The 18,265-nt window shown below is 69.5% G+C and carries 21 protein-coding genes; 13 read left to right on the top strand and 8 right to left on the bottom strand.

What is annotated here, in order from left to right; genetic code table 11:
• Positions 1 to 20 precede the first annotated feature (20 nt).
• Positions 21 to 746: an ABC transporter ATP-binding protein gene (locus ASD13_RS14975; RefSeq protein ID WP_055871229.1), complete on the top strand. Its 726-nt coding sequence runs from the start codon at positions 21 to 23 to the stop codon at positions 744 to 746.
• Positions 747 to 820: 74 nt separating this feature from the next.
• Here ASD13_RS14975 and gndA read toward each other — a convergent pair whose 3' ends face one another.
• Together gndA and ASD13_RS14985 are read right to left on the bottom strand one after the other, a co-directional pair.
• Positions 821 to 2,269 carry an NADP-dependent phosphogluconate dehydrogenase gene (gene gndA, locus ASD13_RS14980; protein WP_017828443.1) on the bottom strand — a complete coding sequence of 483 codons (1,449 nt, stop codon included), beginning with the start codon at positions 2,267 to 2,269 and terminating at the stop codon, positions 821 to 823.
• A 56-nt stretch (positions 2,270 to 2,325) separates the two neighbouring features.
• The gene (locus tag ASD13_RS14985; RefSeq protein WP_055870813.1) at positions 2,326 to 3,216 is read right to left on the bottom strand and encodes an NAD(P)-dependent oxidoreductase; all 891 of its coding nucleotides are present in this window, start codon (positions 3,214 to 3,216) and stop codon (positions 2,326 to 2,328) included.
• A gap of 98 nt (positions 3,217 to 3,314) precedes the next feature.
• Here ASD13_RS14985 and ASD13_RS14990 point away from each other — a divergent pair, with 98 nt between their 5' ends.
• From ASD13_RS14990 to ASD13_RS15020, 7 genes are all read left to right on the top strand, one after another.
• Positions 3,315 to 4,373: a D-2-hydroxyacid dehydrogenase gene (locus ASD13_RS14990; RefSeq protein ID WP_055870816.1), complete on the top strand. Its 1,059-nt coding sequence runs from the start codon at positions 3,315 to 3,317 to the stop codon at positions 4,371 to 4,373.
• A 55-nt stretch (positions 4,374 to 4,428) separates the two neighbouring features.
• Complete coding sequence (locus tag ASD13_RS14995; protein WP_055870819.1) at positions 4,429 to 5,217, top strand: IclR family transcriptional regulator; 789 nt, start codon at positions 4,429 to 4,431, stop codon at positions 5,215 to 5,217.
• A 138-nt stretch (positions 5,218 to 5,355) separates the two neighbouring features.
• Positions 5,356 to 6,774, top strand: coding sequence for an MFS transporter (locus ASD13_RS15000; RefSeq protein ID WP_055870821.1), 1,419 nt, complete (start codon positions 5,356 to 5,358; stop codon positions 6,772 to 6,774).
• Positions 6,771 to 7,556: an SDR family oxidoreductase gene (locus tag ASD13_RS15005; protein WP_055870824.1), complete on the top strand. Its 786-nt coding sequence runs from the start codon at positions 6,771 to 6,773 to the stop codon at positions 7,554 to 7,556. The genes ASD13_RS15000 and ASD13_RS15005 overlap by 4 nt, the downstream gene beginning before the upstream one ends.
• Positions 7,556 to 8,287, top strand: a complete 732-nt coding sequence (locus ASD13_RS15010) for a fumarylacetoacetate hydrolase family protein (protein ID WP_055870826.1) — start codon at positions 7,556 to 7,558, stop codon at positions 8,285 to 8,287. The genes ASD13_RS15005 and ASD13_RS15010 overlap by 1 nt, the downstream gene beginning before the upstream one ends.
• 16 nt (positions 8,288 to 8,303) lie before the next feature.
• Entirely contained in the window at positions 8,304 to 9,341 is a 1,038-nt protein-coding gene (locus ASD13_RS15015; RefSeq protein ID WP_055870829.1) for a zinc-binding dehydrogenase, read from the top strand.
• On the top strand, positions 9,338 to 9,832 hold the full coding sequence (locus tag ASD13_RS15020) for a gluconokinase (RefSeq protein WP_055870832.1): 495 nt from the start codon (positions 9,338 to 9,340) through the stop codon (positions 9,830 to 9,832). The genes ASD13_RS15015 and ASD13_RS15020 overlap by 4 nt, the downstream gene beginning before the upstream one ends.
• Positions 9,833 to 9,844: 12 nt before the next feature.
• Here the strand turns inward: ASD13_RS15020 and ASD13_RS17755 are convergent, their stop codons facing one another.
• A complete protein-coding gene (locus ASD13_RS17755; RefSeq protein ID WP_017828452.1) occupies positions 9,845 to 9,970 on the bottom strand; it encodes a hypothetical protein in 126 nt (41 codons plus the stop codon).
• Positions 9,971 to 10,194: 224 nt separating this feature from the next.
• Between ASD13_RS17755 and ASD13_RS15025 the strand changes: the two genes are divergently transcribed.
• A complete protein-coding gene (locus ASD13_RS15025) occupies positions 10,195 to 10,806 on the top strand; it encodes a 50S ribosomal protein L25/general stress protein Ctc (protein ID WP_055870834.1) in 612 nt (203 codons plus the stop codon).
• 100 nt (positions 10,807 to 10,906) lie between these two features.
• Positions 10,907 to 11,488, top strand: a complete 582-nt coding sequence (gene pth / locus ASD13_RS15030; RefSeq protein ID WP_055870838.1) for an aminoacyl-tRNA hydrolase — start codon at positions 10,907 to 10,909, stop codon at positions 11,486 to 11,488.
• A 33-nt stretch (positions 11,489 to 11,521) separates the two neighbouring features.
• On the opposite strand, the gene ASD13_RS17670 is transcribed toward pth, so the two are convergent.
• Together ASD13_RS17670 and trpS are read right to left on the bottom strand one after the other, a co-directional pair.
• Positions 11,522 to 12,277: a hypothetical protein gene (locus tag ASD13_RS17670; protein WP_235562627.1), complete on the bottom strand. Its 756-nt coding sequence runs from the start codon at positions 12,275 to 12,277 to the stop codon at positions 11,522 to 11,524.
• A 21-nt stretch (positions 12,278 to 12,298) separates the two neighbouring features.
• Positions 12,299 to 13,303, bottom strand: coding sequence for a tryptophan--tRNA ligase (trpS, locus tag ASD13_RS15040; RefSeq protein ID WP_081603831.1), 1,005 nt, complete (start codon positions 13,301 to 13,303; stop codon positions 12,299 to 12,301).
• Between the two features lie 45 nt (positions 13,304 to 13,348).
• On the opposite strand from trpS, the gene ASD13_RS15045 reads away from it, so the two are divergent.
• Genes ASD13_RS15045 through ASD13_RS15055 form a run of 3 tightly spaced genes read left to right on the top strand, consistent with a single transcriptional unit; the run spans position 13,349 to position 15,338 of the window.
• On the top strand, positions 13,349 to 13,993 hold the full coding sequence (locus ASD13_RS15045) for a hypothetical protein (protein ID WP_082531527.1): 645 nt from the start codon (positions 13,349 to 13,351) through the stop codon (positions 13,991 to 13,993).
• The gene (locus ASD13_RS15050) at positions 13,990 to 14,673 is read left to right on the top strand and encodes a DUF4166 domain-containing protein (RefSeq protein WP_055870844.1); all 684 of its coding nucleotides are present in this window, start codon (positions 13,990 to 13,992) and stop codon (positions 14,671 to 14,673) included. Before ASD13_RS15045 ends, ASD13_RS15050 begins: the two co-directional genes overlap by 4 nt.
• Positions 14,670 to 15,338, top strand: a complete 669-nt coding sequence (locus ASD13_RS15055) for a DUF4166 domain-containing protein (protein ID WP_055870847.1) — start codon at positions 14,670 to 14,672, stop codon at positions 15,336 to 15,338. Before ASD13_RS15050 ends, ASD13_RS15055 begins: the two co-directional genes overlap by 4 nt.
• On the opposite strand, the gene ASD13_RS15060 is transcribed toward ASD13_RS15055, so the two are convergent.
• The 3 genes from ASD13_RS15060 to ASD13_RS15070 form a co-directional block, all read right to left on the bottom strand.
• Positions 15,332 to 16,171 carry an exodeoxyribonuclease III gene (locus ASD13_RS15060; protein WP_200942488.1) on the bottom strand — a complete coding sequence of 280 codons (840 nt, stop codon included), beginning with the start codon at positions 16,169 to 16,171 and terminating at the stop codon, positions 15,332 to 15,334. The genes ASD13_RS15055 and ASD13_RS15060 overlap by 7 nt on opposite strands.
• Before the next feature lie 10 nt (positions 16,172 to 16,181).
• Positions 16,182 to 17,390: a YihY/virulence factor BrkB family protein gene (locus ASD13_RS15065; protein ID WP_055870853.1), complete on the bottom strand. Its 1,209-nt coding sequence runs from the start codon at positions 17,388 to 17,390 to the stop codon at positions 16,182 to 16,184.
• Between the two features lie 105 nt (positions 17,391 to 17,495).
• Positions 17,496 to 18,263: a succinate dehydrogenase iron-sulfur subunit gene (locus ASD13_RS15070; RefSeq protein ID WP_017828462.1), complete on the bottom strand. Its 768-nt coding sequence runs from the start codon at positions 18,261 to 18,263 to the stop codon at positions 17,496 to 17,498.
• Positions 18,264 to 18,265: the final 2 nt, after the last annotated feature.

Consider the following 18,265-nt stretch of genomic DNA (forward strand, 5'->3'; position numbering starts at 1 on the left):
TCCACGAGAAGGAGAACCGCATGACCATCGCAGACCTCGAGCCGACGACGCCACGACGCGAGGACGAGCACCCGCTCTACCGCGTGGCGGGCGTCACGCGGACGTACACGCAGAAGGGCCGCATCGTGAAGGCGCTCACCGGAGTGGACCTCGACATCATGCCCGGCGAGTTCGTCACGATCCAAGGGCCGACAGGCGGGGGGAAGTCGACACTGCTGCAGCTGCTCGGGGCCCTCGACACGCCATCGACCGGTTCGCTCCTGCTCGACGGCAGAGAGCTCGCATCGGCTTCGGCGAAGGAGCTCGGCCGCATCAGGGCGGAGGAGATCGGGTTCGTGTTCCAGGGGTTCAACCTGATCCCCACGCTCACCGCCACGGAGAACGTGGACATGGCGCTCGAGCCCCTCGGTCTCGACAGGGCGCAGCGCCGCACCAGGGTGGCCGAGGCGCTCGCACACGTCGGGCTCGACGACAGGGGTGACCACCTGCCCACCGAGCTCTCCGGAGGGCAGCAGCAGCGCGTCGCGATCGCACGCGCCATCGTGAAGAGGCCGCGCGTTCTCCTTGCGGACGAGCCGACGGGCAATCTCGACGAGAGCATGCGCGACGAGATCCTGACGCTGCTCGAATCGCTGTGCGCCGAGGGGATCACGATCATCGTCGTGACGCACGATTCGGCGGTCGCGCGTCATGCGACACGGCGGCTGCGTCTGACGAAGGGCGTGGTGCAGGACATCACGAAGTAGGGGAGTACGGCATCGTGGTGCGATGCACGAAGGGCCGGGTACCTCGCGGTACCCGGCCCTTCGACGGCGAGACGTCAGTGCGTGTCTTCCGCCTCGATCTCGGTGCGGTCGCCCGACCACAGCGTGTGGAAGGTGCCCGGCTTGTCGACGCGCTTGTAGGTGTGCGCGCCGAAGAAGTCGCGCTGACCCTGCACGAGCGCTGCGGGGAGGCGGTCGGCGCGGATGCCGTCGTAGTACGACAGTGACGACGAGAACGCGGGCGCGGGGATGCCGGCCTCGGCGGCCGCGATCACGACGCGGCGCCACGGCGCCTGGGCGCGGGTGATCGCCTCGGTGAAGTACGGGGCGGTGAGCAGCACGGGCAGGTCGGGGGTCTCGGCGTAGGCGTCGGCGATGCGGTTGAGGAACTGGGCGCGGATGATGCAGCCGCCGCGCCAGATCTTCGAGATCGCGCCGAGGTCGATGTTCCAGCCGTACTCGGCCGCACCCGCGCGGATCTCGTCGAAGCCCTGCGAGTAGGCGACGATCTTCGACGCGTAGAGCGCCAGGCGCACGTCTTCGATGAACGCCTCGGTGTCCTCGACGGAGAACTCCTCCTCGGGGCCGGGGAGGTCGCGCGACACGGCGCGCTGCTCGGGGTGCGAGGAGAGCGAGCGGGCGAAGGTCGCCTCGGCGATGCCCGAGACGGGAACGCCCAGCGACAGTGCGGTCTGCACGGTCCAGGCGCCGGTGCCCTTGGCTCCTGCCTGGTCGAGGATCACGTCGACCAGCGGCTGGCCGGTGGAGGCGTCCACCTGGCGCAGCACCTCGGCGGTGATCTCGATCAGGTACGACTCGAGCTCGCCCTTGTTCCACTCGGCGAAGATCTCGGCGATCTCGGCCGGCGACTTGCCGGTGCCGCGGCGGATGAGGTCGTAGGCCTCGGCGATCAGCTGCATGTCGGCGTACTCGATGCCGTTGTGCACCATCTTGACGAAGTGACCGGCGCCGTCGTGGCCGACGTGGGTGACGCACGGCTCGCCCTCGGCGATCGCGGCGATCGACTTCAGGATCGGTCCGAGCGTGATCCAGGACTCGTCGGAGCCGCCGGGCATGATCGAGGGGCCGGTGAGGGCGCCCTCCTCGCCGCCGGAGATGCCGGCGCCGACGAAGTTGATGCCGGTCTCGCGCACGGCCTTCTCACGACGGATGGTGTCGGGGAAGTAGGCGTTGCCGCCGTCGACGATGATGTCACCCGGCTCGAAGACCTCGACCAGCGAGTCGATCACGGCGTCGGTCGGGCCGCCGGCCTTGACCATGATGATCGCGGTACGCGGCTTCTGCAGCGAGTCGGCGAACTCCTGGTAGGTGCGGGCCGGGACGAAGCCGGCCTCGGGGTGCTCGTCGAGGAGCGTCTGGGTCTTCTCGTAGCTGCGGTTGAAGATCGCCACCGTGTTCCCCTCGCGGCTGGCGAGGTTGCGGGCGAGGTTCGATCCCATGACGGCGAGTCCGACGACTCCGATGTTCGCTGATGCTTCGGGCACAGAAGGCTCCTCGATCGTGAAGAAGGGGTGGTTTCAGCGTATCGCTGTACGGCAGGTCAGTGGCCACCTGTGTCACGAGAGGCGATGAAGCGTCGTGACACGGCGATGTCGCGGTCGCCGAGACCGGCGGCGACCAGCTCGTCGAAGGCTGCGCGCAGGGCGGGCAGCAGGACGGGGGAGGTGCCGGTGGCATCGGCGATGTCGGCCGCGAACCCGAGGTCCTTCACCATGTACCGCGCGATACCGCTGGGGGAGTCGTCGCCGGTGATGAGCTTCTCGCGACGGCTGTCCAGAAGCCGCGACCCGGCGTATCCGCCCGAGAGCAGCGACCACAACGCGTCGAGATCGAGGCCGGAGCGCTCGGCGAGCACGGTGGCCTCGCCGAGCGCCATGATGGTCGCGGAGACCACGAGCTGGTTGCAGGCCTTGGCGACCTCGCCGGCGCCGAGCGGGCCGAGCAGGACGGGGGTGCCGCAGGGGGCGAGCACCTCTGCCGCGAGGGCAGTGTCGTCCGGGGCGCCGCCGAGCATGATCGAGAGTGTTCCGGCGATCGCCCCGTCCTCGCCGCCGGAGACCGGGCAGTCCACGACACGCACCCGGCCGTCCGTCTGCTCCGAGACGCGCTCTGCGAACGCGCGGACGGCGGGTGCCGAGGAGGTGGAGCCGATGAGGATGAGCAGGTCGCCGGCATCGGCGAGCAGTCCGTCAGGGCCGTCGAGCATGGCCTCGAACGGAGGGAGGTCCGGCAGCATCATGAGCAGGACGTCTACTCTGGAGGCGAGCTCACGTGGCGTCTGCGCCCAGGAGGCTCCGGCGGCCAGCAGTTCCGGCTGCGGGCGCCGCGCGTGGACGACGAGCCGGCCGTGTGCGGCGAGCAGGTGGTCGGCCATGGGGCGGCCCATGGCGCCGAGGCCCACGACGCCGACGGTGACGGATGAGATGGTCATGCGCACACGGTAGCAATAATCCAACAGATAGAACAGTGTCCAACCTGCTGGAACTGGGCTAAGGTGAGGGATCCAGACTTCCCGAGGAAGGGACCAGCATGACGGGGACCGAGAAGAAGCTGCGCGCCGTCGTGGCGGTACCGCTGGCGGAAGACCTGTGTCGGCTGATCGAGGAGCTCGAGCCTCGCGTCGAGGTGATCCGCGATCACGCGCTCATGCCGCCGATGCGCGGACCCGCCGATTGGTCCGGCGACCCGGACCACGTGCGCACACCGAGCGAGCAGCAGGCCTTCGATGAGATGGTCGACTCGGCCGACGTGCTGTTCGGGATCCCCGATGTGGATGCGGCGGCGCTGGCGCGCACCGTGGCTGCCAATCCGCGGCTGCGCTGGGTCATGACGACCGCTGCCGGTGGCGGCGCCTCGGTCAAGGCCGCTGGTCTCGATCGCGAGCAGCTCGACCGCGTCGTCTTCACGACCAGTGCGGGCGTGCACGGCGGACCGCTCGCGGAGTTCGCGGTGTTCGGGGTCATGGCGGGCGCGAAGAACCTCCCGCGTCTTCTCGCCGACCAGGGCACCCGCACCTGGCCCGACCGCTGGGAGATGCGTCAGCTCGACGAGATGACCGTGCTGGTCGTCGGCCTCGGCGGCATCGGCGCGGAGTGCGCACGACGTTTCCACGCGCTCGGCGCGCGGGTGTGGGGCACGACACGGTCCGGCGAACCGGTGGACGGAGTGGATCGCCTGGTGGCGCTGGACGAGCTGATCGACGCGGTGGCCCACGTCGACGCGATCGTCGTCACCCTTCCTGGTACGGCGCAGACCCATCATCTGATCGGCGCCGAGGTGTTCGAAGCCGTGAAGCCGGGCGCGATCATCACCAACGTCGGCCGCGGCACCGTTGTCGACGAGACCGCGCTGCGCGGTGCGCTCGACGACGGTCGGATCGCGTTCGCGGCTCTCGACGTCTTCGAGCAGGAACCCCTCGATGCCGCCTCGCCGCTCTGGGGCCATCCGAACGTTCTCGTGAGCCCGCACACCGCGGCCCTCAGCTCGAAGGAGGAGGAGCGCATCGCCCGCCGCTTCGCGGAGAACGCGGCGCGCCTGCTCGATGGCGAGCCGCTGACCGCCGTGGTCGATACGGTCGAGTTCTACTGATCGGCCTGCAGGCGGCGACCGCCTGCAGGAATCCCTGAAGGCGGAAGGCGCGGCCATGGACGACGACACCCGCGAAGGGCGCGACCCCGCGCCGGCCGTGACTCGCAGCATCCGCCTGCTCGGCATCCTCGCCGAGGCCGGTGGCCCGCGTACCCTCACGGAGCTCGCGGGAGACCTGGGGCTGGCGAAGTCGTCGACGGCGAACCTCTGTCTGGCGCTCGAGGCCGGTGGCATGGTCGACCGCACCCCGCAGGGCTACCGCCTTGGGGTGCGCACCGCGGAGCTCGGAGGAGCGTTCGCGGCGCAGTTCAACCAGGTGCGCGAGTTCTACAGCGTGTGCGAGGCCTCCCCGCAGCTCGCCTCCGAGCTCGTCCAGGTCGCGATGCTCGACGGCACCGATGCGCTCTACCTCGCCAGGCACGAGGGGTCGCGGTCGCTCCGGCTGGGCACGCCGCTCGGTTCGCGGCTCCCGGCCCCGCTGTCGGCGACGGGCCGCGCGCTCCTGGCGGCGATGAGTGACGCCGAGGTGGTCGAGCTCCTCGGCGAGGATGCCGTCTTCCCTCAGCTCACCGAGCGGAGTGCGACCACCATGTCCGGCCTTCTGGAAGTGCTGGCCACGGCCCGCCGCCGAGGCTGGGCGCTGGACGCCGAGGAGTCCTTCCGTGGCATCGTCGGCGTGGCCGTGCCGCTGGAGGGCTGGGCTCCGACCGATCCGCCCCTCGCGCTGGGTGTGGCGATCCGCGCCGCCGAAGCCGACTACGAGCGCATCGAGCGCGTGGGTGAGGCACTGCGCGAGGCCGCCGCGGCGCTGACGAACCCCTTCAGCGCCGCCGTCCGGCGCTGACCCCTCGCGCCGCGCACCGGCGGAGCCCTTATGGAGGGCCATGCTTCTCGTGCGCCCGACTCCGGTCCAAAGGGTTGAACGCAATCCAACAGGCTGGTACAGTCGGGGTCACGCCGCAGGCGAAGCCGATCGAAGGAGATGGCCGTGACCGACCCCCGCACCCCCGTCCGAGCAGCGTCCGATGACCCGGAATACGCGGCGAACCTGCGTCGCGCGACACTCGCGTCGAGCATCGGCAGCGCGCTGGAGTACTTCGACTTCGCGCTCTACGGCCTCTCGACCGCGCTGATCTTCAACGTGCTGTTCTTCCCTCAGGACGACCCGGCCATGGCCACGGTCGCCGCCTTCGCGACCTTCGGCGTCGGGTTCCTGGCTCGTCCGTTCGGCGGCCTGTTCTTCGGTGTCCTCGGCGACAAGCTCGGGCGCAAGTGGGTCCTGGTCGCCACGATCGTGCTGATGGGCGGAGCCTCGACCGCGATCGGTCTGCTGCCCACCTACGCCGCGATCGGTGTCTGGGCGCCGATCCTGCTGGTGCTGATGCGTCTGCTGCAGGGCTTCGGTGCCGGGGCCGAGCAGGCGGGCGCGACCGTGCTGATGGCCGAGTACGCGCCGGTGAAGCGTCGCGGCTTCTTCTCGGCCCTGCCGTTCGTCGGCATCCAGGCGGGAACGCTGCTCGCCGCGGTCGTCTTCGGCCTGATCACGCTGCTCCCCGAGGACCAGCTGCTGAGCTGGGGCTGGCGCGTGCCGTTCCTCGCCTCCTTCGCGCTGATCCTGCTCGCGCTGTTCATCCGGATGCGACTGCGCGAGACGCCGACGTTCATCGAGCTCGAGAAGCACGAGCAGGTCGCCGACCGCCCGATCAAGGAGATCTTCACGCACGGGCTGCCCGGTGTGATCGTCGGCGTGGGTCTGAGGATGGCCGAGAACGGCGGCTCCTACATGTTCCAGACACTCGGTCTCGCGTTCTTCGTCACCGTGATCGGCGACAACGCCGACAAGAGCCTGCTCACGTGGGGTGTCACCCTCGGATCGCTGATCGGCGTGTTCTCCGTGCCGTTCACCGGCCACCTCTCCGACCGCTTCGGTCGTCGCACGGTGTACCGCTTCGGGGCGGTGTTCATGCTCGTCTACACCTTCCCCGCGTGGTGGCTGCTGTCGCTCGGAAACTACGCCGTGGCGATCGGCGTGATCGCGATCGGCATCGGTGTCGCCGTGAACAGCATGCTCGGACCGCAGTGCGCCATGCTCCCCGAGCTCTTCGGCAACCGTCACCGCTACCTGGGCGTCGCGATGGCCCGCGAGATCTCGGCCGTGCTCGCCGGCGGTCTCGCCGGTGTCCTCGGTGCCTACCTGATCGCGGTGAGCGACGGCAACTGGGTGCTGCTGGCCATCTACATGGCCGTGCTCGCCCTCATCACCACCGCGTCGACCTTCCTCGCGCCTGAGACCCTTCGTCGCGACCTCACCCGCGTCGACGACGCGATCAAGGTCTCGAGGGCCGAGGCCGGCGACGACGTGTTCGCCACCACGGTGTCGATCAAGGCCGTGGGCCGATGACCGCGCTGCCGGCGGGACTCGCCGCCTTCGATCTGACGGGGCGCACGGCGCTGGTCACGGGGTCGAGCCAGGGGATCGGCAGGACACTCGCTGCGGGGCTCGCCGGAGCGGGCGCGACCGTCGTCGTGCACGGACGGGACGCTGTCAAGGCCCGGACATCGGCCGACGAGATCGCGCACGCCACGGGAGCCGTCGTGCACAGCGTCGTCTTCGATGTGACCGACGCCGCGGCGGTGGATGCCGGCATGGCCGAGGTCGAGCGTCTGGTCGGCACCCCCGACATCCTCGTGAACAACGCCGGGGTCCAGCGCCGAGCGCCGATCGCGGAGTTCGCCGATGAGGACTGGGATGCGCTCGTGCAGACCAACCTCTCCAGCGTCTTCCGTCTGTCGCGACGGGTCTCCGCCGGGATGATCGCACGCGGCTCGGGCAAGATCATCCAGATCGGCAGCGTGCAGTCGCAGCTCGCGCGTCCTTCGATCGCTGCCTACTCGGCCACCAAGGGTGCCATCGTGATGTTCACGAAGGGATTGTGCGCCGATCTCGCCCCGCACGGCATCCAGGCCAATGCGATCGCTCCCGGGTACTTCGCGACCGAGCTCACGAAGGCGCTCGTCGCGGACGAGCAGTTCTCGCAGTGGGTGCGCGGACGCACGCCCGCCGGCCGCTGGGGAGACACCCAGGACCTCGTCGGTGCCCTGCTGTTCCTCGCCAGTGGCGCGAGCGACTTCGTCAACGGGCAGACGCTGTTCGTCGACGGCGGCATGACGGCGGTGGTCTGATGCGTCTCGGGCGCATCGACACCGCCGACGGCCCCCGCTGGGTGCGCGAGACGGCGGACGGGCTGATCCCGCTGTCCGATCCCTTCGTCGCCTTCGCCGAGGGGCGCCTGCCGAGCGCTGAAGGAGACGCCGTCGACGGGGCGATGATCGCGCCGGTGGACCCCGTGGTGATCGTCGGCATCGCCCAGAACGGGCCGGAGCACGTGTCGCCGGTGCAGGCGTGGCTCAAGAGTCCGCGGACGGTGATCGGCAGCGGTGCCGAGGTCGTGATGCGCCGCGACGCCGGTGCCCAGGTCGCCGAGGGCGAGATCGCCGTCGTGATCGGGCGCCCGACTCCGGGGCTGACCGTGCACAACGCGCACGAGTACGTGCTCGGCGTCACGGCGGTGAACGACCTCTCGAGCCCGGATCGAGCGGCGTTCGACCCCCGCAACTTCGAATCGAAGTCGGGGGAGGGCTACACCCCGCTCGGCCCCTGGATCGACACCGAGGTCGGGATCGACGACGTGAGCCTCGAGGTGGAGGTGGACGGACGCCTGGTCGCCGAGACGGGAAGCAGGCAGCTGCCCATGTCGATCCGGGAATGCCTCGCCTACGTGGCCGCGTGGTCTCCGCTCGGACCGGGAGACGTCGTCATGACCGGCGCTCCGCACTCCCAGGCGCCCGTGGAGCCCGGGCAGACCGTGACCGTCAGGGTCGCGGGAATCGAGCTGGTCACGGCATTCGTGTGACCGAGGAAGGAGCGCGGTGAACAACCTCGCCGTGGTGGCGCATGCCGCCGAGGATCTGCGGATCGAAGACATCGGCGCCCCGGCGCCCCGACCGGATGAAGCCGTCGTGGACATCGCTTACGGCGGCATCTGCGGATCAGACCTCCACTACTGGCGACATGGAGCCGCCGGTGCCTCGGTGCTGCGTGAGCCGATGATCCTCGGACACGAGGTGTCCGGCGTCGTCTGCGTCGCCGCGGCCGACGGCACGGGGCCTGCGGTCGGCACTCCCGTGGCCGTCCATCCGCTCACCGCGCACGGTGACGGACGCACCCCCTGGCCGGCGGCGCATCCCAACCTCGCGCCGGCGTCGACGTATCTCGGCTCGGCGATGCACCTGCCGCACACCCAGGGGGCCTTCGCGCGCCGCGTCGCCCTGCCCGCACGCATGCTGCACGCGCTTCCCGCCGGTCTCGACCTGCAGACGGCGGCGCTCGCCGAGCCCGCAGCCGTCGCCTGGCACGGTGTGCAGCGTGCGGGTGATGTGCGCGGTCTGCGGGTCGTCGTGATCGGTGCCGGACCCATCGGCCAACTCGTCGCCGCAGTGGCGCAGCGCGCAGGGGCCTCCTCCGTGACCGTCACCGACCTTCAGCAGCAGCCGCGCGACATCGCCGAAGCGCGCGGCATCCGGTCGCTCGATGCACGGGCTGAGAGCGAGATCTCCGACCTGCACGCCGACGTCGTGATCGAATCGAGCGGCACCGTCCCCGGACTCTCGGCCGCCGTCTCCGCCGCCGCCCGCGGGGGCACGGTGGTGATGCTGGGGCTCCAGCGCGGGGGAGAGGTGCCGGCGCCGATGGCCACGGCCATCACCCGTGAGCTCACGCTGCGCGGATCCTTCCGCTTCGGGGCGGAGTTCGACGAGGTCATCGCCGCCCTCGCCGACGGCAGCCTCGACGTGCGCGGTATCATCAGCCACGTGCTGCCGGTGGACGATGCGCTCGATGCCTTCGCACGGGCCGCCGACCCCGCGAGCTCCTGCAAGGTGCTCATCGACTTCGGCCGGGAGGCATGAGTGTGCGCATCGTCGTGATGGGCCCGAGCGGTTCGGGTAAGTCGACGGTGGGGGCGTTCCTCGCCGATGCTCTCGGTGCGCGGTTCATCGACGGCGACGACCTGCATCCGGCAGCGAACGTCCGCAAGATGGCGGCGGGAATCCCCTTGGACGACGCGGATCGGCAGCCCTGGCTTCGCCTCGTGGGCGAGACGCTCCAGGCAGAGGAGCGGATCGTCGTCGCGTGCTCAGCGCTCCGACGTGCCTATCGCGAGGTCATCAGAGCCGAGGCGCCGGAGACCTTCTTCGCGGAACTCGCGATCGGTCGGGCCGTGCTCGAGGAGCGGATGCGTCTGCGGGCCGATCACTTCATGCCGGCGGCGCTCCTGGACTCGCAGCTCCAGACGCTCGAGTCCCTCGAAGCCGATGAGCACGGCATCAGGGTGGACGAGTCGGCGGACGTGCGGACCGCATCCGCCGTCATCGCCGCGGCGGCACGGCTGCCGCGCTGAGTCCGGCGGAGGTCAGTCCTTGCGGTAGCCCGAGCGGCCCATCGCGAACAGCGCGATGAACGACGTGACGGCAGCGCACACGGTCATGGCGCCGATCAGCCAGAGGAGTGCGTGCGAGAGGAAGGCGCCGTCGAGCATGGGGGTTCTCCGTGTTCTGCAGAAAAAGGACCGGTGTCCTCAGCCTATCGGGTCATCCGGTACCATTGAGGCTGTACCTCGGCGAGGGATGCTTCTGCGCGTGCGCGAACATCCGTTATCGACGCGGCGAAGCAAGCCCGGTGGCTTTCCTCCTGCGTCAGCGAGTTCGAAAATTCCAAGACCACCGCGCGGCGCCTTCGCTGCGTGCCCCGAAGGAGAACCCCATGTCTGAAGACACCAAGGTCCAGGCCGAGCTCCGCGAGAGCTTCGGCAAGGGCTTCGCCCGCCGCCTCCGCGCCGCCGGCAAGATCCCCGCCGTCATCTACGGCCACGGCACCGAGCCGGTGCACGTCGCGCTGCCGGGCCACCAGGTCTCGCTCATCATCCGTCGCGCCAACGCTCTTCTCGAGCTCGACATCGAGGGCAAGGGCCAGCTCGCCCTCGTCAAGGACGTCCAGCGCGACCCGGTGCACCAGATCATCGAGCACATCGACCTGCTCGTCGTGAAGAAGGGCGAGAAGGTCGCCATCGACGTCCCGATCGTCGTCACGGGCGAGTCCGCTGCGGGCACCATCGTCAACCTCGACGCGACCACGCTGTCGATCGAGGCCGAGGCCACCCACATCCCCCAGAACATCGAGGTCTCGGTCGAGGGCCTGGAAGAGGGCGCGCACATCACCGGCGCCGACGTGAAGCTCCCCAAGGGCTCCACGCTGCTCTCCGACCCCGAGGTGCTCGTCGTCGCGATCTCCGTCCCGGCTGCACCCACCGAAGATGACGCCGAGGGCGAGACCGCCGCGGCGACCGAGGCAGCAGAAGAGGCCGCCGCGGAGTGATCTCCGACTGATTCATCACAGAGGGGACGCGATCCGATCGCGTCCCCTCTGTCGTATCCTGACCGAGGCTCTGCACCCCGGGCAGTGAGAGGACGAGGACATGGCATCGACCTGGCTCGTGGTCGGGCTCGGCAACCCCGGCCCCCGTTATGAGGCCACACGGCACAACATCGGCCAGATGGTGGTCGACGAGCTGGCCTCGCGACGCAGCGAGGCGTTCCGCGAGCACAAGGGGGGAGCGCGCGTCGTCGAGACGTGGTTGCGCCCCGGGGCGGACAAGGTGGTGCTGGCCAAGCCGAACACCTTCATGAACGTCTCCGGCACGCCCGTGGCGGCTCTGGCCCGGTTCTACTCGGTCCCTGCCGATCAGGTGATCGTGGTGCACGATGAGCTCGACATCCCGTTCGACACGGTCAAGCTCAAGACCGGGGGCGGTCACGGCGGACACAACGGCGTGCGCGATGTCGCACGTGCCCTGGGCACTGCCGACTTCCCGCGCGTGCGGGTGGGCATCGGCCGTCCCGTCGGGCGCCAGGATCCCGCGGACTGGGTGCTCGCCCCGTTCGGCAAGGAGGAGCGGCCGAACCTGCCGATCCTCATCGCGGATGCCGCCGATGCGGTCGAGCTGCTGGTGGGCGAAGGCCTTCTCGCAGCGCAGCAGAAGCACCACGCACCGAGGTGAGCCGGGCGGCGACGCCCGACCGCTGACGACCGATCAGGCGGTGTAGCCGGCGACGCCGGTGGCGCTTCCCGCGCCCAGCGCGATGACCAGGACGATCGAGAAGATCACCGCGCCGAGAACGGCCACGACGAGCGCCGCGATACCGGCCCCGCGGCCCTGCTTCTTGCGGATCGCGATGATACCGAGCACGATCGCCGCGATGCCGAGGATCGTGCCCGCCCAGAAGGAGAGCTCCGTCCAGAGCACCTGATCGCGTACCGGGGCGAAGATGCGCAGATCATCGCTGTACGTCGTCATGCTCGGCGGGATGACGCGGCCGATCGCGAAGGCGTTGATGCCCGCGACGATGGGCATCACGATCGCGGCGACGAGTGCGGAGATCAGCGCGAGCATCCCCATCAGCCCGGACCGACGGGGCGTGGTCTCCGGCACGGCGTACGCGCCCGCAGGTGCGGCGTAGCCGCCGACGGGCACCTGGTACGCCCCGGGAGGGGCAGCAGGGTATCCGGGAGCAGGAGCGGACGGGAGAGAGCCGGGCGTTGCCGCATACGCAGGGTGACCGGGGGCAGGAGGTGCGGCCTGACCTGCCGGGTACGCCGGCGGAACCGGGTACGTCGGCGGAACCGGATAGGCCGGCGGGACGGAGAACGCGGGCGGCGCGGGGAAGGCCGGAGGAGGTGGGACCGCACCTGCAGGCGCTGCCGGCACCGACGGGACCGACGTCTCGGGCGGCACCTGCGATTCGGAGGGCACGGCACCGGACGGGGGAGGCAGCTGCGGATCAGTCACGCCCCCATCCTAAGGCGAGCGTCAGACGCGCCGAAGCAGACCCACCCGGTCGTACACGTCCGAAAGCGTCGCGTCGGCGACGGCATCGGCGCGGGCGGCGTTCTCGGCCAGGATGCGATCGAGCTCGGCGGGATCGTCGAGCAGCTCGAGGGCGCGGGCGCGCACCGGCTCGAACTCGTTGACGACGACCTCGGCCAGGCCCTTCTTGAAATCGCCGTAACCGCGTCCCGCGTACTCGTCCTCGATCGCGGCGACCTGGCGTCCCGTGAGCGCCGCATAGATCGTGAGCAGGTTCGAGACGCCGGGCTTGCTCTCGCGGTCGAACCGCACGGAGCCCTCGTTGTCGGTCACCGCGCGCATGACCTTCTTCGCCGACTTCGCCGGATCGTCGAGCATCCACAGCACGCCGGCGTCGCTCTCGGCAGACTTCGACATCTTCGACGTCGGGTTCTGCAGGTCGTAGATGCGCGCGGTCTCCTTCTGGATGACGGGCATCGGCACCGTGAAGGTTTCACCGAATCGTGAGTTGAAACGCTCGGCGAGATCGCGCGTGAGCTCGACGTGCTGCTTCTGGTCATCGCCCACCGGCACCACATCGGTCTGGTAGAGCAGGATGTCTGCGGCCATGAGCACCGGGTAGGTGAACAGGCCGACACTGGTCGAGTCCGCACCGTAGCGCGAGGACTTGTCCTTGAACTGCGTCATCCGACCGGCTTCGCCGAAGCCGGTGATGGTGCTGAGGATCCACGCGAGCTCGGCGTGAGCGCGCACATGCGACTGCACGTACAGCGTCGACAGCGAGGGCTCGATACCGGCGGCGATGTACTGCGCTGCCGTACGACGCGTCTTCTCACGCAGCTCTGCCGGGTCTTGGGCGACGGTGATCGCGTGCAGATCGACGACGGAGAAATAGGCGTCGTAGGAACTCTGCAGCTCCCGCCACTGGAGCAGCGCGCCGATGTAGTTGCCGATCTGGAGGGAGTCGGCGGAGGGCTGCATTCCGGAGTAAAGGCGAGGTCTCGTCACGGGATCAATCCTATGGGGTGCGTGCTGTGCCCCTACGATGGGCGCATGGCTTCCGCTTCTCCTCTCCCACGGTCGCGAGGGGATCGGGCCCTCTACGTCGAGATCCTCATCCGCGCGCCCCTGGACGAGGTGTGGGCGCTGACCCAGGACCCGTCCTCGCACGTGCGCTGGGACGCGCGCTTCAGCGACATCGTGCCGCAGCGCACCCGGGCGGACGGCGCACAGGACTTCCGCTACGAACTCGATCTGCGGGTGCACACGATCCGCGGAACCGGCGTCTCGCTCGCCACGAAGCAGAGCCGCACGGGCGAGCGGACCTCCGCGCTCCTCTTCGACACGGACGACGCGCTCTCCCCGCTCGGAGTCGGGCGTGGGTACTGGCGCTACGTGCCGACGGATGACGGCGTGCGATTCCTCACCGGGTACGACTACGTCCCGGGCTGGGGCTGGCTCGGGCGCGTGCTGGATCCGCTGATCACGCGGCGCTTCGTCTGGTGGCTCACGGCGCGGAGCTTCGATCGCCTGCGGCTCTGGGCCGAGCAGGGGATCACGCCCGAGGAGACCAGCGGATGGCGATCGTTGCGCCGAGGTCACCGACCTCGCGCACGAAACTGCCTCTCCCGGCCTCCGCGACGCACCGGACGCACGATCATGGAGGACGCACCGGAATCTCTGGAGGAGCTCGTATGACCACAGGCGCCGGGATCTTCGAGCGCGCGTTGGGAGCCGATTTCGCGCGGCTCCACCCGCAGCTCCAGCGCCGGTTCGGGGTCGGCGTCGACGCCGGCTACGGCTGCATCGGGCGCGGAGTGATGACCGAGGTGCGCCGGGGCCCGTGGTGGACGCTGCCGTTCCTCCTCATCGGGACCTTCCGGAATATCCTCTTCCCCGAGCGGGGACAGGACGTGCCGTTCCGGATCGACAACCACGCCTACGTCGACGACTTCGGCCGTGAGACCGTGACCTTCGTGCGGACCATGGACGTGCGCCCCGGTCGCCGCCGCCGCTTCGACGCGACCATGATCTACAGCGAGGCCCGGCGGCGAGTGGTCGACTACCTCGGCACCCACCAGCACCTCGCGGTCGACCTCGACCTCGCCGTCACCGATGACGGCGGGCTCCTGCTCACCTCGGGGGCACAGCGCTTCTACGAGGGGCGTGCGGCCTTCCGCTTCCCGATGGTCTTCAGCGGACGGGCGCGGCTCGTCGAGCGCTATGACGACGAGCAGGAGTGCTACCTGATCGACCTCGAGATCCACAACGACGTCTTCGGGTTCCTGTTCGGCTATCGGGGCGCGTTCACGTGCGAGTTCGTCGACGGCCCCGCCCCGGAGACCGTGAAGCCGTACCGTGAGGAGGCTCGAGAGTGACCGCGCGTGGAGCGGCCTTCCTCGAAGCCCTGGGGGAGCAGGCGCAGCGGCTGCATCCCGAGATCCTCGCGCAGATGAGCGTCGAGGCGACCCGCGACAGCGCCGAGGGCGTGTTCGCGGTCGCCGGGAGCCGGTTCGGACGCGTCGCCGGTCTCGCCGCCCCTGTCATCGGTCCCGGCCTGCTGGTGACGCGGTTCGCGCGTGACGTGCCGTTCCGGATCGATACCGTGTCAGGCCGATCGCGCTCGGGGCGGGCGACGCTCGACACCGTCCGCGAGTTCCGCTTCCCCGGCGCGACGCAGCACGTGACGGATCGACTCTTCGCGACCGGTCACCCCGGCATCGTCCAGAACGCCTTGGGCGCGCGAGGGCGGGTGCAGATGCTCGAGCACTGCTCGGTGACCGACGAGGGTGCGCTGCGCATGAGCACTCGCGCCGTCGCACTGCGGCTGGGGCGGTATCGGATCCCGCTCCGCGGCATCCTGCGCATCGAGGTGGAGCTCGTCGACGGCTGGGACGAGGCCCGCCGTCGACGCACCATCGACATGCGCGCGACGAGCCCCGTTCTCGGGACGGTTCTGGAGTACCGCGGGTGGTATCGCTATGCGGACCTCACCGGGCCGGACGTCACGACGTCGGGTGGCGTGCCCGTCGCGGATCAGTAGCGGTAGTCGACGACGACGGGCGCGTGGTCGCTCCAGCGCTGGTCGTAGGCCGCGGCGCGCGCGACGTGATAGCTCTCGACGCGTTCGGCGAGTGCGGGCGTCGCGAGGTGATAGTCGATGCGCCACCCGGAGTCGTTGTCGAACGCCTGTCCTCGCATCGACCACCAGGTGTACGGGCCGTCGACCTCGCCGTGGAACTTTCGGCCGACGTCGATCCAGCCGAGGCCGGTGCCCACGGTGCCGTCGACCCCCGAGACCTCTGCGCCCGCCTCGCCGAGGAAGCGGTCGAAGTAGGCGCGCTCGCGGGGGAGGAAACCGGCCTTCTTGCGGTTGCCTCGCCAGTTCTTGATGTCGAGCTCACGGTGCCCGACGTTCAGGTCGCCTGTGACGAGCGCGAGGGTGCCGTCGGAGCCGAGCTCGCCCAGGCGCGTCCCGAACGCGTCGAGGAACTTCCACTTCTCGTCCTGCTTCGGGGTGTCGGCCTCGCCGGAGTGCACGTAGGCGCTCACGACGGTGAGCGGGCGATCGCCGATCAGGAAGTCGGCTTCGATCCAGCGACCCTTGGAGTCGAAGTCGTCGGGGCCGAAATCGGTGCGGGAGGCCAGCGCGGGAGTGCGGCTGGCGATGGCGACGCCGGCCCGCCCCTTCGCTGTGGCCTCGTCGTGCACGAAAGACCAGCCGGGGAGTGCGGCCTCGAGGTGCTCGTCCTGCCCGCGGACCTCCTGGAGCGTGAGGATGTCGACGCCGGCATCGTCCAACCAGGAGCTCATCCCGTTGCGAGCCGCCGCTCGGATTCCGTTGACATTGACCGTGGCGATACGCAGATGGGGCATGGTCACAAGCCTAACGAGCGCCGCCGACATCCCGTCCCGGTCGATGCAGCTCCGTGAGCAGGCGCTGGGCCAGCGGGCCGCGCGGGTCGTCGGGTGGGGGAGGAGAGGCCTCGAGGTCCGCGAGCTCCTGCTCCGCGTCGCGCACGGCCCTCTCCGCAGCCCACGCGCGGTACCACGGCGCACTCTCGCGGGCGGCGTGGGCTTTGCGCACCCGGATGCGCGCCGCCGTCAACAGCGCTTGATACTCGGCCACGCGGCGTTCGGCATCCGTGAGCGTCAACAGAGGCAAATCGCGATCCTGCGCGGCGACAGCGATCCAGGAGGACGCCACCAGCATCACCACCCCGTTCACGCGGAACCACAGCAGGAGCCCGATGAAGATGGCGAACGTGGCGAGCAGCGGGTTGGAGGGCGTGTAGCTCAGCAGGAATCCGGCCCCGTACTGGAGGATGGTCATCGCGCCGCCGCCGAGAAGCGCCCCCGGCCAGATCACGTGCCAGTGCAGTGACGTTCCCGTCAGGAAGCGCACCATCGCCGCCAGCGCCCCGGACATCAGGGCGAACGACACCAGCACGGTGCCGATGCGGATGCTGATGTTGATCCCGTCGGAGCCGGAGTCCCACCCCAGCAGGCTGAGGAGCCAGCTCAGCACCGCCGCGCTGGCGGAGCTGAGCAGTGAGCCGACGACGAGAGAGACACCGAAGATCACGGCCGCCAGCAGGTCCCTGGCCTTCAGCAGCACGTAGCTGCGCCGGTCCGGCGGCAGGCCGAAGATGTCCCTCGTCGCCCGACGCGAGAACGTGACCCATCCGATGGCCGTCCAGATCACGGTGCCGAGGGCGATCAGACCGGTCACGCTCAGCAGCCCCGTGGTGTTCACCGCGATCTCCTGCACCTGTGCGGGCGTGAAGACACCGCCTTCGGGGAGGATCAGATTGGGGATGTAGCGGTTGATCATGGCGATCAGGCCATCCACCGCCTCCTCGCTGCCACCGAGCCAGAGCCCGGCGATCGCGAAGACGAGATAGATCGCCGCGAAGATCGCGAACAGCGCCTGATAGCTCACGCCCGCAGCGAGGAGGAATCCGTTGTGCTGCAGGAAATGGCGCCAGACCCGCACCGGGAACAGACCGAGGGTGCGCTGTGTCAGTGCGGTCGCGCGCTCGACGGCCGCATCGAGGCGACCGGACTCGGCCTCGGAGCCATCGGGTTCGGACACCTCCCCACCCTACCCAAGAGGTGGGGGCGGGGAGAGTGGTGGCGGATACGCGAACAGGCGGCCCCCGAAGGGACCGCCTGTTCGCATGCGACTGCAGAAGCGTCGTCAGGGACGCCCGCGGAGCACGGCCTGCTTGACCTCGGCGATGGCCTTGGTGACCTCGATGCCACGGGGGCATGCCTCGGAGCAGTTGAAGGTGGTGCGGCAGCGCCACACGCCTTCCTTGTCGTTGAGGATGTCGAGGCGGACCGCTGCGTTGTCATCGCGGGAGTCGAAGATGAAGCGGTGGGCGTTGACGATCGCGGCCGGGCCGAAGTACTGCCCGTCGGTCCAGAACACGGGGCAGGACGAGGTGCACGCGGCGCACAGGATGCACTTGGTGGTGTCGTCGAAGATCTCGCGGTCGGCGATGGACTGGACGCGCTCCTTGCCCTTCTCCGGCACGGAGCTGGCGACCAGGAACGGCTGCACCTCGCGGTACGACGCGAAGAACGGCTCCATGTCGACGACCAGGTCCTTCTCCAGCGGCAGGCCCTTGATCGCCTCGACGTAGATCGGCTTCGAGATGTCGAGGTCCTTGATCAGCGTCTTGCAGGCGAGGCGGTTGCGGCCGTTGATGCGCATGGCGTCGGAGCCGCAGATGCCGTGAGCGCAGGAGCGGCGGAAGGTCAGGGAGCCGTCGACCTCCCACTTGATCTTGTGCAGGGCGTCGAGCACACGGTCGGTGGAGTAGAGCTCCACGTCGTAGTCGACCCAGTGCGGCTCGGCGTCGACCTCCGGGTTGAACCGGCGGATGTTGAACGTGACGACGAAGGACTGGATGCCGGTCTCCTCGGTCGTGTCGGCAGGTGCCTCTGCGATGGCGGTCGACATGC

Source organism: Microbacterium sp. Root1433D1 (assembly GCF_001426835.1).
Classification (GTDB): Bacteria; Actinomycetota; Actinomycetes; order Actinomycetales; family Microbacteriaceae; genus Microbacterium; species Microbacterium maritypicum.

Excerpts from the sequence above, each read along its gene's own strand:
- ASD13_RS15050 (WP_055870844.1), top strand. The coding sequence starts at position 13,990 with ATGACCACAGGCGCCGGGATCTTCGAGCGCGCGTTGGGAGCCGATTTC.
- ASD13_RS15010 (WP_055870826.1), top strand. The coding sequence starts at position 7,556 with ATGCGTCTCGGGCGCATCGACACCGCCGACGGCCCCCGCTGGGTGCGC.
- pth (WP_055870838.1), top strand. The coding sequence starts at position 10,907 with ATGGCATCGACCTGGCTCGTGGTCGGGCTCGGCAACCCCGGCCCCCGT.
- ASD13_RS15060 (WP_200942488.1), bottom strand. The coding sequence starts at position 16,171 with ATGCCCCATCTGCGTATCGCCACGGTCAATGTCAACGGAATCCGAGCG.
- ASD13_RS15025 (WP_055870834.1), top strand. The coding sequence starts at position 10,195 with ATGTCTGAAGACACCAAGGTCCAGGCCGAGCTCCGCGAGAGCTTCGGC.
- ASD13_RS14995 (WP_055870819.1), top strand. The coding sequence starts at position 4,429 with ATGGACGACGACACCCGCGAAGGGCGCGACCCCGCGCCGGCCGTGACT.
- ASD13_RS15020 (WP_055870832.1), top strand. The coding sequence starts at position 9,338 with ATGAGTGTGCGCATCGTCGTGATGGGCCCGAGCGGTTCGGGTAAGTCG.
- ASD13_RS15005 (WP_055870824.1), top strand. The coding sequence starts at position 6,771 with ATGACCGCGCTGCCGGCGGGACTCGCCGCCTTCGATCTGACGGGGCGC.
- ASD13_RS15070 (WP_017828462.1), bottom strand. The coding sequence starts at position 18,263 with ATGTCGACCGCCATCGCAGAGGCACCTGCCGACACGACCGAGGAGACC.
- ASD13_RS15000 (WP_055870821.1), top strand. The coding sequence starts at position 5,356 with ATGGCCGTGACCGACCCCCGCACCCCCGTCCGAGCAGCGTCCGATGAC.
- ASD13_RS15045 (WP_082531527.1), top strand. The coding sequence starts at position 13,349 with ATGGCTTCCGCTTCTCCTCTCCCACGGTCGCGAGGGGATCGGGCCCTC.
- ASD13_RS17755 (WP_017828452.1), bottom strand. The coding sequence starts at position 9,970 with ATGCTCGACGGCGCCTTCCTCTCGCACGCACTCCTCTGGCTGATCGGC.
- ASD13_RS14990 (WP_055870816.1), top strand. The coding sequence starts at position 3,315 with ATGACGGGGACCGAGAAGAAGCTGCGCGCCGTCGTGGCGGTACCGCTG.
- ASD13_RS14975 (WP_055871229.1), top strand. The coding sequence starts at position 21 with ATGACCATCGCAGACCTCGAGCCGACGACGCCACGACGCGAGGACGAG.
- ASD13_RS14985 (WP_055870813.1), bottom strand. The coding sequence starts at position 3,216 with ATGACCATCTCATCCGTCACCGTCGGCGTCGTGGGCCTCGGCGCCATG.